This is a genomic window from Bacteroides sp. D2, assembly GCF_025147085.1.
Lineage (GTDB): Bacteria > Bacteroidota > Bacteroidia > Bacteroidales > Bacteroidaceae > Bacteroides.
Map to the genome: position 1 here is coordinate 6,011,647 of NZ_CP102261.1, position 15,968 is coordinate 6,027,614.

Consider the following 15,968-nt stretch of genomic DNA (forward strand, 5'->3'; position numbering starts at 1 on the left):
AAGTATTTTTCACAAAAGTAAAGGATTGGAAACAAAAAAGGTGTAATAGATATTACACCTTTCGAAAGAAAAAATACTCATTACGTAAAAAAACAGAATGGGAATGTGTCAAACGTCCCTTTTTGACCTCACCTCATTCTTTCTCTATGTATTGTCTTATTCATCATGGTGATGGTCTTCGTCTTCCACCTCATTACTTAATTTGATATTGCGTGCGATATAAGATTCGTTACCTGCGGCATCCGTGCAATAAACCATCAAATGATAATCTCCTGCAGTAGCATTGGCCGGTATTACAATATCGTGATGATGAATATGGGCGGTTTTCTGTCCGGACACATCGTAGGATCTGTTGAAACTAAAATCTACTGTTTCCTGTGCAGCCCTGCTATTACCTCCGTGTGAATGGTGGTCGAAATTACTATGAATTTCAATCTTATAGGATTTCAGCATGACATCATCCGACAAATCCATTTCAAAATGAACCCCATGTTCGTTTCCTATCTCCAAAGCCTGACCTTCTTCCGGTTCGTGAAGTTCAATCAGAGGTTTGGTCGTATCACTGGAGTCATCATTATCACAAGAGGAAAACATGAAAGTAACTGTTGCCAAAAGGCTAATCATTGGGAGATAAAATTTATTTTTCATTTCAGTAATTTTTTAAATGGAACTTTGATTAATATCTGGAAGTTACGTCCCGGTTCGGGGATTTCAACTTTCCTGTAAAAACTAAGATGATTGTAATATCGGGTATCGAATATATTCCGGGCGGTCAGGGTTATTTCAATCTCATTGTTTCCACCTATCGGAATATTCAATGAACCACCCAGATGAAAGAGATTTGCTCCGGCTGTACGGTCTTCGTTACGGTCCACTCTATTTTGCCGGGCAATGCTCTGCCATTCTGCATACAACATATACCAATTCTTTTGCCAGGTTAATGTATTGCGCATAACAGGAGGTGGCGAGAAACTCAATGGAATATGTTCATCACAATTATAGGTGTAAACGTATTCAGCGGAAATCCGATAATTGAAGTTGCGCAGAAAATCAACATCTACGGTAGCTTCAGTTCCTGCAAATAGCGCTTCTGCTCCGGTATAGCGATAGATTTGTCCGGCATGAGGCAATACAGACCACTCTCCAGTAGGACGCAGAAAGATGTAATTGCTGAACCAACTGACAAATGGAGAGACGGAGAAAGAAATTCCCCGGTACTTCAGATGATAAGAAGCGTCCAGTTGCCAGCCTTGTTCGGACTTTAGGTTTGCATCTCCCTGTTCATGGCGGAAAGTGCCGTGATGTACACCGTTGGCAGCCAACTCATTCGCACCGGGCAGGCGGAAACTACGCCCGATATTCACCTTTACCAGATGTTTGTCGGAGGGAGTCCATACCAATCCCAGAGAAAGAGAATAATCACCGTAGTGCTTATTCACAGAGTGACTGTTCCACTTGTAGAAGTCTATCTGTTCCGGATCATAGCCCTGTTTCCGAAGATAATCGGCAAGGTAAGTATCTTCATGCGAAGAGATATTCATATATCCGTAGTCATATCGCACTCCTCCGCTGACTGAAAACACATTGTTGGGTCTGTATGTCGTAAGCCAAAGCATTCCGGTAGTGGAACGGCGATATTCAGGCAGTAAAAACGAATAGCCGGAAATGTCGTTCCGTTGATGTTGTCCATCCCACCCCAATATATGTTCCCACGAAGAAGAACCAATAAAACGAGCTTTCACCGAAGCACTGAAAGTGTTCAGATTAAAAGCAAGTTCCTTATCGGGGTCTTTCTCCGGTGCGGGTTGCGAACCATAGTGAGTATGGAAAGCACTCCACTCTTCACGGTGATTGTTCTGGAAACCTAAATCGCCTGACAAGATCAGTTTCTCCCATGCATATTGCTGGTGGGTGGTCACTTTCAGGTGATTCACTTTACTGAATGGCAATTCAATATTACGGCTGTCTCCATCATCTTCCACACGTGACGCATCGGGTATGCCATGTGCCCCCGGAAAGAATCCCGTCTTTTGATATACATTACTCACAGCATAATTCGCTTTATAGGCTCTTCGTTGATATTGGGTAAAAAGTCCGATATTGCGTTCAATGCCTGCTGTATTCTTGAGTTTACGCCCATATATGGGAATTCTTTGTGTCAGGTAGACAATAGAATCCGTCGGAATACGATAGTCACCGAAATGTTGTTCCGAATAACGAATATGGGAGTACCAGGCATTCTTCCTGATTCCCAGCATCAGTGATCCTCCGATGGTTCCATTGACTGATTTACCCAGCAGTGTGACATCTCCGAATACACGATTATCAGCAGGAACAGCCGACGGAACAACATCAATCACTCCTCCCATTGCATCACTGCCATAAAGCAGTGAGGAGGGTCCTTTCAATACATTGACTGCTCCGATATTGAAAGCATCCAGTTCTAGTCCGTGATCGGCTCCCCATTGTTGTCCTTCCTGTTTGATTCCGTTTTCCAATACAGCAATCCGGTTGAATCCCATTCCGCGAACCATCGGTTTGGAGAAGCCCGAACCAATATCCATTGCCTGTACTCCGGGAATATTCTCCATCGCCTGCATGAAGTTTCCTGTAAAATGTTTGCGCAAAAAATCCTGATCGGCTACATCAACCGTAAGGGCAGACTTTTTCGCTTGACGTTGCTGGTACGTTTCGGTTACCACAACATCAGGCAAAAGCATGCTCTTGATTGAATCGGATTTCTGTGCATGGACGGATAAGGTTACAAATAGCCCTATTACGCCCGAAATAATTCCGATACGCATCAATTACAATCTTTTATTTAATGTGTAAAATGAATGTAAGGATAGATTGAAAGCCAATCTATCTCCATTGAAAATATGAGTATGTAATCATGCGACCGGAGGCCCGCGTAAATGATGCGAATAAGTTCGTTTGCAAACAACCTTATCCTGGTAAATAATCGGCTCGTAGGGCACGAGCGTCAGTGTGCAATGAAATTCTATCGGTTGAGGTTCAGTAAAGAAAGAAAGGGAGTATTGGCAGATCGCACAATCATCAGATGATTGGTGAGAATGCTTTGCATGGGAACACGACTTTTCATCCTCACTTCCATGATAGTGAAAGGTCTTCACTACAAAGAAGGGAATGAATGTCATGAATAACATCCATGCTATATATACCCTTATATTTTTCTTTTGATACATTCTCCCTCTATTGATTAATAGAATAGCGGGACAAATATAACAGTATGAAAAATAATCAGCAAGTTATACATCTTAATATGTGTTACCGTGAATGACAAAAAACACAAAGCTGTCAGTAACAGCACGAGGATTTTTTAGTTGATTATCATTCTTCATGTTGCCAGACATAAAACACGGTTCTTCCAGCTCCACGTTTACGAAGAATCCCTTTCTCAATGAAAATATTCAAATCATCTATTGCTTTCAGCCGGGAAAGTCCGGTCAGGCTACTATATTCCAATCGGGTAATACCACCATTTTTCTTTAGAAATTCCTGTAAAAGCTGTTGGCGTTGCTCCATAGAAAATTCCACTTTTTGAGAAGAGTGTTTGGATTTGTCCACACGTTCCAACTCTATTTCACGCTTAATCTTCCTTTTGAACCCTTTGGAAGTGCGCAAATGCACGTTATCAAAACAGATTGATTCGGCACGAATCTCACGTTTAGTCATTACTTTATGCGTACATTTCAAAGAGATGCTAAAATGCCCGAGTTCGCCAAGTTCTACAACATATCCTTCTGATAAAGCTTCGGCAAGTTCATCGATCACAATTCCTACCACTGCATCTATCACATTATAATTAAATGTTTGGGAAGAGTGGGACACACGTTCCAGAAACTCTTTTTTCGAGTAGGTTCCGCTTGGGACAATGCGGGCATGAAGCGGTTGTTGTTCTCCTGTATTCTGAACGTCCGGTGTCTCATATAAATCATACTTTGCACTCATAAGTATCTTCGTTTTATTAGGTTTATGTATTTATACTCCTTTTGACTAACATTTAATCTCTTCAATACGAGAAGTTAGTCCTAACTATACATAAAATTAATCGTCTGACTATAGTTTCTCTTTCGTCTGACTATAGTTAGACGAAAATTAAACTACAGTCAGACGAAAAGTACACTATAGTCAGACGATTAATCTATCGCATACAAAGGTATAACTTTATGCGATACGACCTTTAAATCTTAGGAGGAAAAAGACAATTCCTCCCAAGAATTTAATCACCCAACAGTAATTTAGTCACAGCGGCAGTATTCAATGCCCATTCACGAGTATATATCTCGTCCGCTTCCGGAATATCAACTAACTTCAATCCCTGTGCCTGTGCTTTGACAGCTAACAGTTCACCAACAGTTGTTTTCGCTTCCAGCTTATCCAGATACTTTTCAATGGTCTGTGTATCCAAAGAAAGAATCGTCTGTCCACCAAAAGGTATTTCCAGCCAAACGATTTCCCGTTCTTTCACTTTCAGAACTCCGAAAACAAGCCCTTTCTGCAAACTTTGGGAAATACGTACCTGATGTTGTACGCAAGAAGGATCGTAAGCTACTCCTGTTCTTTCCGATATCTTCATTGGATAGGCAGAGTTCATCCAACCTACCACCAGATTAGGAGAGATAGTCCCGTTGCTATATGCATTGCAAGTGAAAGCGACATATTCCGCACCTACACGGTTCAGTTCATTCAAATCCAGCTCGATATATTCAGCAGTACCTTTCTTATTAGGAATACTTCGGATATCCCCGCTATGTTTAGCGCCAATAGCTTGCAAGTTGAAGAAGGAACAAACTTCTGTTGTGGAAGGCAAAGTGATATGACAACTCAAGTCCATGTCAAGATGCTGTGCCGGAAGCCCTTTTCCCCACTGCATAAACAATCGCACTTTATCCCCCTTTACCGGGAAACGCGTTCCCTGCAAAGCACAGGAAGTATCCTGAATTGTTTCGCTACGATCGCCGATAGCCAACGGAATATGGAACAACATAGGGTCAATATACATACTTTTGTTTTCACTTTCGACAGTTGCACTGGCGAAACGGGCAGCTACGACTTCCTTACACAAATCCTGTACATCCTTCACCATCGCTTTTAGCTGATCCTCCATATACAGACCCACCAAATAATGTGGTTCTATCAAAAGAGCATTCCCCCCTAAAGGTTTCACCATTCTCTTACGTCCCGGTTCAAAGTAGCTCTCCGCATACATACCCAAAGTAACTACCAAACGTGCCGGCAACAAATGAACCACTTCTTTAAATGCAGCCAACGTCTCTTCCGCTCCGAACCAAAGCATATTCGCAAATAAAGAACGTGCAAACATACCCGGTCGCTGCTTTAACAAAGCAAATGTCTGTTCCGCATCCGCCTTCAAACGGTTGCGCTCCACTTCTCCCTGCCAAACGGTATATGCCTCGCGGTAGAATATATCCATCAATTCCTTCAAATTTCCGAATTCCGGCTTACGGGCATATTCCGCCAGACGCAACGCACGTATCATACGTACCCACATCTCTCTTTTCGGATGCATGATTTCGCAAGCCTTCTCCGGAGCCATTGTCAGGTTGTTCAACCAAAGAGCTACCATTTTACATTCACGACGCGTATATTTCAACTTCAACTCCTCACGCTTCGCTTGAGCTGCCGAACGACTTTTATCCAAAACTCCACATATATGTGTGTTGTTTCTACCTGTTTTACGGATAATAGTCTTAGGCTCTATGATTTGCAGGAATCCGGTTTTCTTATACCACAGATAACGCAATATATCATTCGGAGTAGAGAAATAGATTTGCGCTTCCTGCGCTCTATCCTGTTCCACCAATGTATCTATCACCAACATCAATGTCTCCTTCATTTTGATTCCGACTGCCGGTAACGGAAGTTCGCCAAGCATTATTTTCAAGCTATCCGCTTGTGTGGTATCAAGAGCTGTACGCGATTCAAGCAAGTCACAGAAAAAAGCATTCAGCTCCTTGTCCTGCCAAAGTTCCAGCACTTTCAGTTTACTTCCCTGTCCGAAATATTCCATAGTAGCCGTTTGGAACGGGGTTCCGCAGAACGGACAACCATTGTATCGTTCCATAGGGAATGTATTATCAGGGATCACGTGTCCGCAAGGTAGTTTAACGCCTTTCTGGCTATTAAACAGGTTAGCGATCCATGTAACCAGATGATCCAAGCGCGTTTCTCCGGTAGGTACATCCCACCCTTTCACCAATGGAGACCAGTTTAGCGTCACGCCCAATGCTTCTTTCATCACCTGAAGAATCATCATCTGTTGAGTCGGATATAACTGATTAATGGCATGCAGCAGTTCTTCGGACAAGCTATATCCTACTTTACGGAGTTGGGCTACCAATGCAATGGTAGTCGAAGTCAACTCTTCCTGCTTTTTCTCTTCTTCTATCAAAGGCAAATAGATTGCATTCTGCCTGATAGACACTTTCAACAAATCTTTATTCATAACTTTGTTTTTTTAAGTAAGGTAATCGGAAGACTGTGAATCAATGGAGCATTCCTGCGGTTTTGAAGTAAGTCTTCCTTGACCTTAGTTGATAAAAAGAGGTAGAACAGGCCGGATTCGAACCAGCGTTATCCACCGTTAAGAAGTAAGCCCCGGTTGACCTCATTTCAGATAATCCCGAAGCTGCTGTCCTACCTCTATATTTATTTTTTGTGGAGCAGGCCGGAGTCGAACCGACGACCGTCACAGGATAGAAGTAAATCTTAATTGACCTTTTTCATCAGGATAATCTCAAGATTATGTATGATGCTCTACCCACTGAGCTACTGCCCCTTTACGAAACAGGAAAACTGATAATCGTATGAGTCAATATCTTAACAGGATGTATGGAAGTAACCCGTACTTGACCTGTTTTCTTGTTTCTTCGACAAAGATAGATGCAGTGGTGCGCAGCCTTTTTGCGCAACTAAAACTTTTTTGCTCTTTTAAAGAAAAAAATAAATTCCAATACCTGCATCGTTTAAATAGAAATCAGCGATTTGCCTTACGATTCTTTACTTCTTCTACAAGTTTTGTAAAGGACTTCTCCTTTTTACGTTTCTCATGTTCGGAAGCTGAAAAGTGCCACGCTTCCCGGCGAAGTTTCAGATAGCTTGCATAAACTTTATAATCTAACACACCGCTATTGACTGCTTCTAAAACAGCACAACCCGGTTCGTTGATATGCTTGCAATCTTTGAAACGGCACGATTCTGCATAGTCAGAGATTTCAAGTACTTCGGCCAGTGAGTCTGGATTGTCGATAACCAAGCCAAATTCACGCACACCCGGAGTATCGATTAAAACACCCGAATCATTCATCAATACCATTTCCCGACGGGTTGATGTATGCCGGCCTTTTCCTGTGGACAGGCTTATATCGGAGGTAAGCAACACAGATTTTTCACAGAGTGCATTTACCAGAGAACTTTTCCCGACACCCGAAGAACCGACAAACACAACAGTTTCTCCCTCTGATATGGATTCCCGCAACCGGAGAATCGTTTGGGGTTGATGAATGCTCGTAAAAAATACGGGTATCTGATTGGAGATATGATTTATTTGTTCTTCAACACTCTGCCTGTCAAAATCTAAATCGGATTTATTAAGTACCAATACAGGCTTGATGTTTTCTTCTAATACCTGAACCATAAAACGTTCTACTCTGCGGACATTGAAATTATCGTCAAGACTCTGCACAATAAATGCTTTATCGACGTAAGAAGCAATGGCCTGCTTATCGGCAACTGTACCACTTTTCTTGCGATACAATGTCCGCTCACGAGGTAGCATATAGACAATAATCCCTTTATTCTCATCAAATGGTTGAAAAAGCACCCAATCACCCGTACAGGGTAATTCAGCATCAGATTTCCCATACATCATGTTTCCCGTGAGTTCACACTGAAACAATCCGTTTTCGGAAACGACCTCGTAGCAGGTACGATGTACTATGGATATACGTCCATGAGGAAGAGTGCTGTAGAGTGATTCTTGTTTTAGTTGGCTTAGTTTATCATTCCAGCCATACCAGTTTAAATTAAAGTCGAATTTGTGAATTGTTTGATTTTCGTTATTCATGATCTTAATGTATACAGCGTACACGTTACAAAGCACCACGATGCTTTTAGCACCCTTGTACGCAAGTTAAAAATTGAAATTATAAAGACATAAAGAGTACTCCCGGAAGGAATCATCCGAGAGCAAACGAAAGGACAATCTGTATCAGAAACACAGATTGTTTACTAAACCAAATCCGATTTATTATTTCTTGTCATGCGACAAAGATAGACTATTTTTATTTAATGGCAAAACGAGCCATCATTTCATACCGTAGCTTGATAACCCGGTACTGCTCGGTAGCTGCCGCACCCATGCTTACATTGCTCTGCGCTTCGAAAGGAAGATAACGGCTTATGTTATTATCGGCAGGTTCGATGATACGAATCACTTCACCCAACTGCTGCCCCATCGCTTCCACCAGATAAGATGCTTTCTCACGGGCAGCCTTCAGTGCTTCAATCTTACCTTGTTTCCGATACATTGGCAAATCCTTATGTTTGAGTTCTCCGATGCGCATGGACTCAATTCCCCACGTATTGACTGAACGAATAATAGAGTTAATCTGCTCAAAATCCGTAAGCCGGATATCCAATTGCTTACCTATCAGAAACTCCTTTCCTCTCTGACGCCAATAATCTCCTATTTCCTGTGTGCGGATAGCATCATCCGTTATTCCTATTTTGCGCAAACTTTTACGCAAATCTTTCTCTATCATTGCCAATGGCACTTTCGTATGAAAATCTTCTTCTTTTTTTGATTTACCGGTGTATTCTTCTTGCCAATACTCCTTAATCTGAACCAGAAAATGAATCTCATCCGGAACGACTTCTATTTCAGAAGAACCGGTCACTTCAACGTATCGTCCATCACTTTCCTGTGCATTCACAACGATACTCCAAGTAAACAAAACAAAAGCTAATAAACATACCTTTTTCATATCTTCCATCTTAATAGTACAACCTCTTTTACAGAATGCGAATTATCATTTCACAAAGCTATTAAAAAAAACTGTAAAACCGATTTTATCCCAAGAAATCAATCAGGCTTTTTCGATCCATCAAAATAGTATCGCCATTCTTTACCTTACACTTGGAAGATGTTTTGCCGGAAAGTAAAGAAATATACCCTTTTTCAAACAGCAGCTTCAAGCGGGTACTGGAAAGAGGCAGACATCTTTTTATCAATGAGGATAATTTAAGGCTCAAGTCGAAATCACACTTGACTTGGATACTTATGATCTCACTACTCATATTCAGGATGTCTTCTAAAGAGACGGTATTTATCACCTCATATTCAACACTGTCATAATCTAATTGAAGATTATTCCTACTTGCCACTCCGGCAGAAAAGGCATATTGCCAGGCAACTTCCCTGTCATTCATAGAAAAGCTGTGAAAGAGCTTTTTATCAATCAAGTCGGGTTTAGTTCGTGACAACAGAGTCATATTACAAGTGTTATCACATTTCACACATCTATAAATCAGCCAGACATCAATGTTTTTCTTCTGTGCATTCATCCTGAACTTATCACTGCAATAAAAGCGGTCACTATCACAGTGACTGCATTTCTTAATTAATAAGGGGCAATTCTTCACCCTTATCTCCCATGTAAATGTTGTTTCCATAACTATACAAAAGCGATTATCTTTCTTTGTGAATCAATTATATTTCTCCGCAAAGTTGGATAATAGCCATTTGTATAATTCACAAGATGTCACAAGACGCCCTGAAATTTATCTGTCAAGCTCATCCATCATCTTTATAATCTGTTCTTTCAACTTATCCAGAAATTGGGTTCTGCTTTTCTTTCTATTCCTGATTTCCAAGAATATACGATAAAAATCACCTATCTCGATATTAAACAGTGTTTCGCAACAAAAAGCAATGTCTTTCAAACTCGTATTTCCATTACTAAAGCATTTACCTGCATACAAGGCGTAGATAAACTCAACCAAAGCAACTTTACTGTCCGTCCATTGCAACAGTTTACTGTCTACAATGGAAGTGAATTTAAGATGAAGTTTCTCTGTCAGCTGCTCTATTTCCTCCGACACATATTCTATCAAGCGATTATTCGCCAGAATTTCTGCAACACTCGAGTCATGCAAGGTGGTAAAAGAAATATCTCTATCCAGTAGATGACAATGTATATCAGAAAGAATATCATAATTCTCCCGAATAAAATAGCGGTTATCAAGCTCTGTTCGACCGGCACGGTAATATTCATAAAAGTCATTATTCAAAAATGATTTTTGCAGGTTCTCCAATTCAATCTTCAGATATCTGCATTGGGATGACAGAGATTTGTCGATACGATTCTTTTCAATCTGATACAAACGGACATAAAACATCAACAGACCGGAAATCTGCGGTTTCGAGACTTTAAAGAAAAGAATCTCTTCTTCAGCACTTCGAAACTGATATCCGGCAACAGTTGTTTTCAGCGAGGTCAGTGAAACCTGTACGACACCAATGATCTGCCTGATTCTATCCAAAGGATCAACCGTCTGAAGCTCAATCCTTTTTATTTCTTCTTCTATGTTCAGCTTACTATTTCTTACGAAATTTTCCATTCATTCTCAACGCACCCACCACTCCCATCTGATTAGCATAAACCGGACTAAAAGCCTGAATACCTTAATTGCATCAGTTTTGAAAAACGATGCAGTGAATAATAAAAATGATAAAATGAAAAACCTGTTCAAGTATAGAACTACTCAAACGAAAGAAATTAGCCTGTGGTTTATGAGGCTAATATTAAGCTATAACAAATTTAAGAATTGTGCCCAAAATCATTGCTTTTAGAATTCAGATGCAAATATAATTGTTTTTTTAGGATGACATGAAGTTTATATGAATTTTTGAAATAAACTCACCAGAAGTATAGAAAAATAGTATCTTTGCCTCCGACTTTTCACAGATACTGTGAGAAAGCAATTCTTTTAATTATATAAATAAAAAAGACTATGATCAGATTAAATGTTTTTGTTCGTGTAAACGAATCCAACCGCGAAGAAGCAATAAAAGCGGCAAAAGAACTGACTGCCTGTTCTTTAAAAGAAGAAGGATGCATTGCTTATGATACTTTCGAAAGCAGCACGCGTCCTGACGTTTTCATGATTTGCGAAACTTGGCAGAATGCCGAAGTATTGGCAGCACACGAAAAATCTCCTCATTTCGCTCAATATGTAGGTATCATTCAGAAATTGGCTGAAATGAAATTGGAAAAATTTGAATTCTAAATGAATTACGAGGCTGTTCGAGAACAGCCTCATTAAATCCGCTATTCCTCTATCTTTCCGAGTAGAATTAGTCGAGTTTCTTATGGATAAATGTTCCTTCAATCCAATAAGTTGCGTGATTCGATTCAAATTTCAACAAGACATAGCCGGGATCAGTGGGACCACCGGGAAAATGATCGATAAACCAATCCTGCCAAAGTTCCTGCTTCATCTTTTCGTCAGTTACAACTTCCACTTTCCCCGTTAACGCCACGCTGTCTCCTTTATCCTGAAAGCATAATCCTGCTTTCGGATTCGATAAGAAATCAATTGTTTTTAGTGAATCTGCTCCGGTAGACATCCAGATAGTGGAAATTCCTTCTGCCAGGATTTTGCTCATCGGCACAGGACGGGGATAACCTTCTTTATTCACAGAAGCAAGGGTAACTACTTCACATCTCTGCAACAATTCTGTTGCTTTCTCTTTCATTGTTTTTGTGGTCATAAATTGATTGTTTTTTATTAACCTTGCAAAGGTAACGGCATATCTTCCCATTCTATTGTAAAAAAGCGACTTTTACCTAATCTATCTTTGTGGTTCGATATAAGTAAGTGTGGTTTCTTCCGGAACGGTTAGGGAAAGAAAAGACGCAGGAGTATTGCCGGACATCGACTTAATCTCTTTTGAAAAATGCGCTAAATCATAGTATCCTGCATCAACTGCCGTAGTCAACAGATTGGCTGATGTTGTGGTTCTCAACAATTCCACAGCATTCTTAAATTTAACAATACGGCTGTATTCTTTAGGAGTAAATCCGGTATAATGCTTGAACTTTCTCTCAAAATGACGCTGACACAAACAGACATCATCCATCAAGCTGCGAACTGAACGTTTTCCTTTGGAATGATTAATCATGTTCACTGCCATAGCGACATGAGAATCGGCAGGCTGATAATGACGCGCCAAATATGCCAGCAAATATTCTTCCACTACTCGTATTCGATCTGTGACATGCTTCTGCTCACCTAATTTTTCAATAAAAGTGTCATCAAAAACAGCCTTCATCTCATTAGTACTGACTCTGCTATTCACAAATTCGTGTAGAGGCAGGTTTGTAAAGCAAGACAAACCACAAGGTAAAAAACGAACGCCAAACATGTGAATCGATTCTGTATAAGTGACGAGTTCCGAATATTTTGTCATAGGTCCTACAAAATAGGAACGATAGGGTTGCATAATCAGACTCCCTTCTTCAACAGCATTAGCCACCTCTCCCAGCGTAAATATAAAATCGGTACAACCATCCGGCAGAATATGGATGCGCATACCATAATCCGGATTGCCCTTAAACTCCCAATAGCTATCAATGTAGGGAACAAGTAAATGAGAAGGCTGATATTCTGTATACATGGATCTATTTTGTACGCAAATATAGCGAAAATAAATTCTAATCAACGATGCGTCCGTTTGCCTTTGCCTTTTGAAGCCATTCAGGGACAATTTCTTCGAGAAATTTATCTTTGCCTACCTTTTCGGCAGCCATATCCAAACCGATATATTGCTGCGCCTTTTCTTTCGTTGTGATATCCGGAAGCGGAACATCACCAGTATATCCGTACGTTCAATTTGAAGGGGTCACTTTCAGCTGGACAAAAGGGATCAATTTAGATTGGATTCAGGGGATCAATTTGATTTGGACAGGAGGGGGCAAATGGTCCCGGATTTTCCATTTTGTCCATGCCTTTGGTTTATGTCGAACAAAAATAGTGTAAATTCTTTAAAAGAAGAGTTTTTTATTGGAAATGTTTCCCCAAAGTCCATTTTAATTCAATTTTTAGTAAAAGGTTTCTATTTGCCAATCCTGTTACTATATTTTCTCCAACCTCATTTTTTATGCTATATTTGTATCCGAAAAAATAATAGAAACGATGATAAACTTTGCAGCTATCGACTTTGAAACAGCCAACGGCAAACGTACCAGCGTATGCAGTGTTGGGGTTGTCATCGTAAGGGAAGGAAAAATAACGAATAAAATCTATCGTCTGATCCGTCCCCGCCCCAATTATTATACGCAATGGACCACAGCTGTTCATGGCTTAACTTACGACGACACGATGGAAGCCGACGAATTTCCGGAAGTATGGGCGGAAATCAAACCATTGATAGACGGTCTGCCACTTGTAGCGCACAACAGTCCTTTTGATGAAGGTTGTCTCCGGGCGGTTCACGAATTATATGACATGACTTATCCTGATTATAAGTTTTATTGTACTTGCCGTACTTCGAGGAAAGTCTTTGGAAAAGATTTGCCCAATCATCAGTTGCATACGGTAGCAGAACGATGCGGATATCATTTAGAGAATCACCACCACGCACTGGCAGATGCAGAGGCTTGCGCACAAATAGCTTTACTTATTATTCCCGAACCGAAAAAAGAAAGAAAAACAAAGAAAGCTGATAAAGATATACATGTTGGAGATTTATTCGCTTCACTTATTCCTCAACCAGTGAAAAAGAGCAAATGAAAAACACTACAACTATTATTTCAATCAATAATAGCCGTAGTGTTTGATAATAAAGTGCTAACTATGTACTTCGATTAGAGGATAGATTTTGCAATACCCATTTCCAAGCCGCGAAGTTCAGCCAATCCGCGAAGACGGCCCAGGCAAGAATATCCCGGATTCGTTTTCTTTTTCAAGTCATCAATCATTTGATGTCCGTGGTCGGGACGCATAGCGATAGAGCATTTACGACGCTGTTGTAGAAGAATAAGGCTCTTCATTACGTTGTACATGTCTACATTTCCTTCCAAGTGATTAGCTTCGTAGAAGTTTCCTTCCTCGTCACGTTGTGTACTGCGCAAGTGTACGAAGTTCACACGGTCGCCAAAACGCTCCATCATACCTGCAAGATCATTGTCGGCACGCACACCGAAAGAGCCTGTACACAAGCAGAGGCCATTAGATTCGTTAGGTACGGCTTCAATCAATTTCTTGAAATCCTCTTCCGTACTCAAAATACGAGGCAAACCTAAGATGGTATAAGGAGGATCATCCGGATGAATCACCAGTTTCACTCCTACTTCATCGGCAACAGGAGCAATTTCTTTTAAGAAAAAAATCAGGTTGGAACGAAGCTTCTCTGCATCAATATCGTCATAACGATCTAATGCTTGCTGAAATTGTTCTACCGTGAAACTTTCTTCCGAACCCGGAAGTCCGGCAATCATATTACGAACCAACAATTTCTTGTCGTCTTCGCTCATCTGCTCAAAACGAGCTTTCGCTTTAGCTATTTCTTCCGGAGTATAGTCTTTTTCAGCATTCGGACGTTTCAAGATGAAAAGATCGAAAGCTACAAAAGCTGCTTTTTCAAAGCGGAGTGCTTTAGAGCCGTCCGGCATTGTATAGGCAAGATCTGTGCGGGTCCAGTCCAATACAGGCATGAAGTTATAAGTAACTACCATCACGCCACACTTCGCCAGATTACGGATACTTTCCTTATAGTTTTCGATGTATTTCATAAAGTCGCCCGTCTGTGTTTTGATATGCTCGTGTACAGGTACACTTTCTACCACAGACCATGTCAGACCCACTTCTTCAATCATTTGCTTACGCTTCATGATCTCTTCTACTGTCCACACTTCACCATTTGGAATGTGATGAAGAGCATTTACTATACCAGTAGCGCCTGCCTGCTTAATATCCCACAAGCTAACCGGGTCGTTAGGACCATACCAGCGCCAAGTTTGTTCACATAAATACATATTATTCTTTCCTGATTACAAGTTACTAATTATGATTAAAAACAGAATGATATCATCCCAATATTAGATAGAGAATGCATCAAATCCACCGTCGATAACAGCTACTGTACCTGTTACGAAGTTAGAAGCATCGCTAATCAAATAATGGATTGTTCCATAAAGGTCTTCCGGTTCACCGAAACGGTTGAATGGAGTATGAGCGAGAATGGTCTTTGAACGATCGGTCAGAGAACCATCCGGATTAGTCAATAATGCACGATTCTGATCGGTCAGAAAAAATCCCGGAGCGATGGCATTTACACGCAGACCGTTACCGAATTTCAAAGCCAGTTCACCAGCCATATATTTAGTAAAGTTGGCAATAGCTGCTTTTGCCGCACCATAACCTACCACACGGGTCAATGGACGAAGAGCCGATTCAGAACAGAAGTTTACAATAGAACCTTTCTTCTGTTCTACCATAATTTCAGCAAATACCATTGTAGGCAATACTGTACCGAAAAGGTTCAGATCCACCACTTTCTTGAATGCATCAATCTGCAAATCGAAGAAAGTCTTATCCGGAGCGATAGTTGCACCTGCCATGTTACCTCCGGCAGCGTTCAACAATACATCAATACGGCCATAAGCCTTCATGATTTCTACTTTGTTACCTTCCAGCACTTCCTTATCCATTACATCCGTGTAAAGGAACATAGCTTCATTTCCTTCGGCTTTGATACTGTCTACCAATGCTTTTCCTGCTTCTTCACTTCTATCGAGCACAACTACTTTTGCACCTTCCTTTGCGAGATACGCAGCAATACCTTTACCTAAAATACCAGCTCCACCGGTGATAACAACTACTTTGCCTTTTACGTTAAATAATTCATTCATAGTTCTTAC

General features: G+C 40.7%; 15 protein-coding genes, 1 tRNA gene and 1 pseudogene. 2 read left to right on the forward strand and 15 right to left on the reverse strand.

Features of this window, described 5'->3' with window-relative positions; all coding sequences use genetic code 11:
* Nucleotides 1-156: 156 nt before the first annotated feature.
* From NQ505_RS22785 to NQ505_RS22825, 10 genes are all read right to left on the reverse strand, one after another.
* Complete coding sequence (locus tag NQ505_RS22785) at nt 157-648, reverse strand: DUF4625 domain-containing protein (protein WP_004309723.1); 492 nt, start codon at nt 646-648, stop codon at nt 157-159.
* Entirely contained in the window at nt 645-2,804 is a 2,160-nt protein-coding gene (locus NQ505_RS22790) for a TonB-dependent receptor (RefSeq protein WP_004326654.1), read from the reverse strand. The genes NQ505_RS22785 and NQ505_RS22790 overlap by 4 nt, the downstream gene beginning before the upstream one ends.
* An 87-nt stretch (nt 2,805-2,891) precedes the next feature.
* Nucleotides 2,892-3,206 carry a hypothetical protein gene (locus NQ505_RS26250; protein ID WP_004297096.1) on the reverse strand — a complete coding sequence of 105 codons (315 nt, stop codon included), beginning with the start codon at nt 3,204-3,206 and terminating at the stop codon, nt 2,892-2,894.
* A gap of 145 nt (nt 3,207-3,351) precedes the next feature.
* Nucleotides 3,352-3,972, reverse strand: a complete 621-nt coding sequence (locus tag NQ505_RS22795; RefSeq protein ID WP_004326653.1) for a hypothetical protein — start codon at nt 3,970-3,972, stop codon at nt 3,352-3,354.
* Nucleotides 3,973-4,243: 271 nt separating this feature from the next.
* Nucleotides 4,244-6,490 carry a hypothetical protein gene (locus tag NQ505_RS22800; RefSeq protein WP_004326652.1) on the reverse strand — a complete coding sequence of 749 codons (2,247 nt, stop codon included), beginning with the start codon at nt 6,488-6,490 and terminating at the stop codon, nt 4,244-4,246.
* Nucleotides 6,491-6,703: 213 nt separating this feature from the next.
* Nucleotides 6,704-6,823, reverse strand: a tRNA-OTHER gene (locus NQ505_RS22805).
* Between the two features lie 198 nt (nt 6,824-7,021).
* Nucleotides 7,022-8,110, reverse strand: coding sequence for a ribosome small subunit-dependent GTPase A (gene rsgA / locus NQ505_RS22810; RefSeq protein WP_004297109.1), 1,089 nt, complete (start codon nt 8,108-8,110; stop codon nt 7,022-7,024).
* A gap of 217 nt (nt 8,111-8,327) precedes the next feature.
* Complete coding sequence (locus NQ505_RS22815) at nt 8,328-9,029, reverse strand: SIMPL domain-containing protein (protein WP_004321318.1); 702 nt, start codon at nt 9,027-9,029, stop codon at nt 8,328-8,330.
* 85 nt (nt 9,030-9,114) lie between these two features.
* Nucleotides 9,115-9,717 (reverse strand): DUF1062 domain-containing protein, encoded by a 603-nt coding sequence (locus NQ505_RS22820; protein ID WP_004304101.1) that lies wholly within the window; start codon nt 9,715-9,717, stop codon nt 9,115-9,117.
* Nucleotides 9,718-9,825: 108 nt separating this feature from the next.
* Entirely contained in the window at nt 9,826-10,665 is an 840-nt protein-coding gene (locus NQ505_RS22825; RefSeq protein WP_004326651.1) for an RteC domain-containing protein, read from the reverse strand.
* A gap of 393 nt (nt 10,666-11,058) precedes the next feature.
* Here NQ505_RS22825 and NQ505_RS22830 point away from each other — a divergent pair, with 393 nt between their 5' ends.
* The gene (locus NQ505_RS22830) at nt 11,059-11,334 is read left to right on the forward strand and encodes a putative quinol monooxygenase (protein ID WP_004297114.1); all 276 of its coding nucleotides are present in this window, start codon (nt 11,059-11,061) and stop codon (nt 11,332-11,334) included.
* A 67-nt stretch (nt 11,335-11,401) separates the two neighbouring features.
* Here the strand turns inward: NQ505_RS22830 and NQ505_RS22835 are convergent, their stop codons facing one another.
* The 3 genes and pseudogenes from NQ505_RS22835 to NQ505_RS22845 form a co-directional block, all read right to left on the reverse strand.
* Nucleotides 11,402-11,818 carry a pyridoxamine 5'-phosphate oxidase family protein gene (locus NQ505_RS22835; RefSeq protein WP_004321324.1) on the reverse strand — a complete coding sequence of 139 codons (417 nt, stop codon included), beginning with the start codon at nt 11,816-11,818 and terminating at the stop codon, nt 11,402-11,404.
* 81 nt (nt 11,819-11,899) lie between these two features.
* Nucleotides 11,900-12,724 (reverse strand): helix-turn-helix domain-containing protein, encoded by an 825-nt coding sequence (locus tag NQ505_RS22840; RefSeq protein ID WP_004297116.1) that lies wholly within the window; start codon nt 12,722-12,724, stop codon nt 11,900-11,902.
* Between the two features lie 37 nt (nt 12,725-12,761).
* A pseudogene (locus NQ505_RS22845) lies at nt 12,762-12,932 on the reverse strand (ammonia-forming cytochrome c nitrite reductase subunit c552); the annotation flags it as partial.
* A 310-nt stretch (nt 12,933-13,242) separates the two neighbouring features.
* Here NQ505_RS22845 and NQ505_RS22850 point away from each other — a divergent pair.
* The gene (locus tag NQ505_RS22850; RefSeq protein ID WP_004297119.1) at nt 13,243-13,839 is read left to right on the forward strand and encodes a 3'-5' exonuclease; all 597 of its coding nucleotides are present in this window, start codon (nt 13,243-13,245) and stop codon (nt 13,837-13,839) included.
* Nucleotides 13,840-13,913: 74 nt separating this feature from the next.
* Here the strand turns inward: NQ505_RS22850 and uxuA are convergent, their stop codons facing one another.
* Both uxuA and NQ505_RS22860 read right to left on the reverse strand, forming a co-directional pair.
* Nucleotides 13,914-15,083: a mannonate dehydratase gene (uxuA, locus tag NQ505_RS22855; protein ID WP_004304108.1), complete on the reverse strand. Its 1,170-nt coding sequence runs from the start codon at nt 15,081-15,083 to the stop codon at nt 13,914-13,916.
* Nucleotides 15,084-15,146: 63 nt separating this feature from the next.
* A complete protein-coding gene (locus NQ505_RS22860; RefSeq protein ID WP_004304110.1) occupies nt 15,147-15,959 on the reverse strand; it encodes an SDR family oxidoreductase in 813 nt (270 codons plus the stop codon).
* Nucleotides 15,960-15,968: the final 9 nt, after the last annotated feature.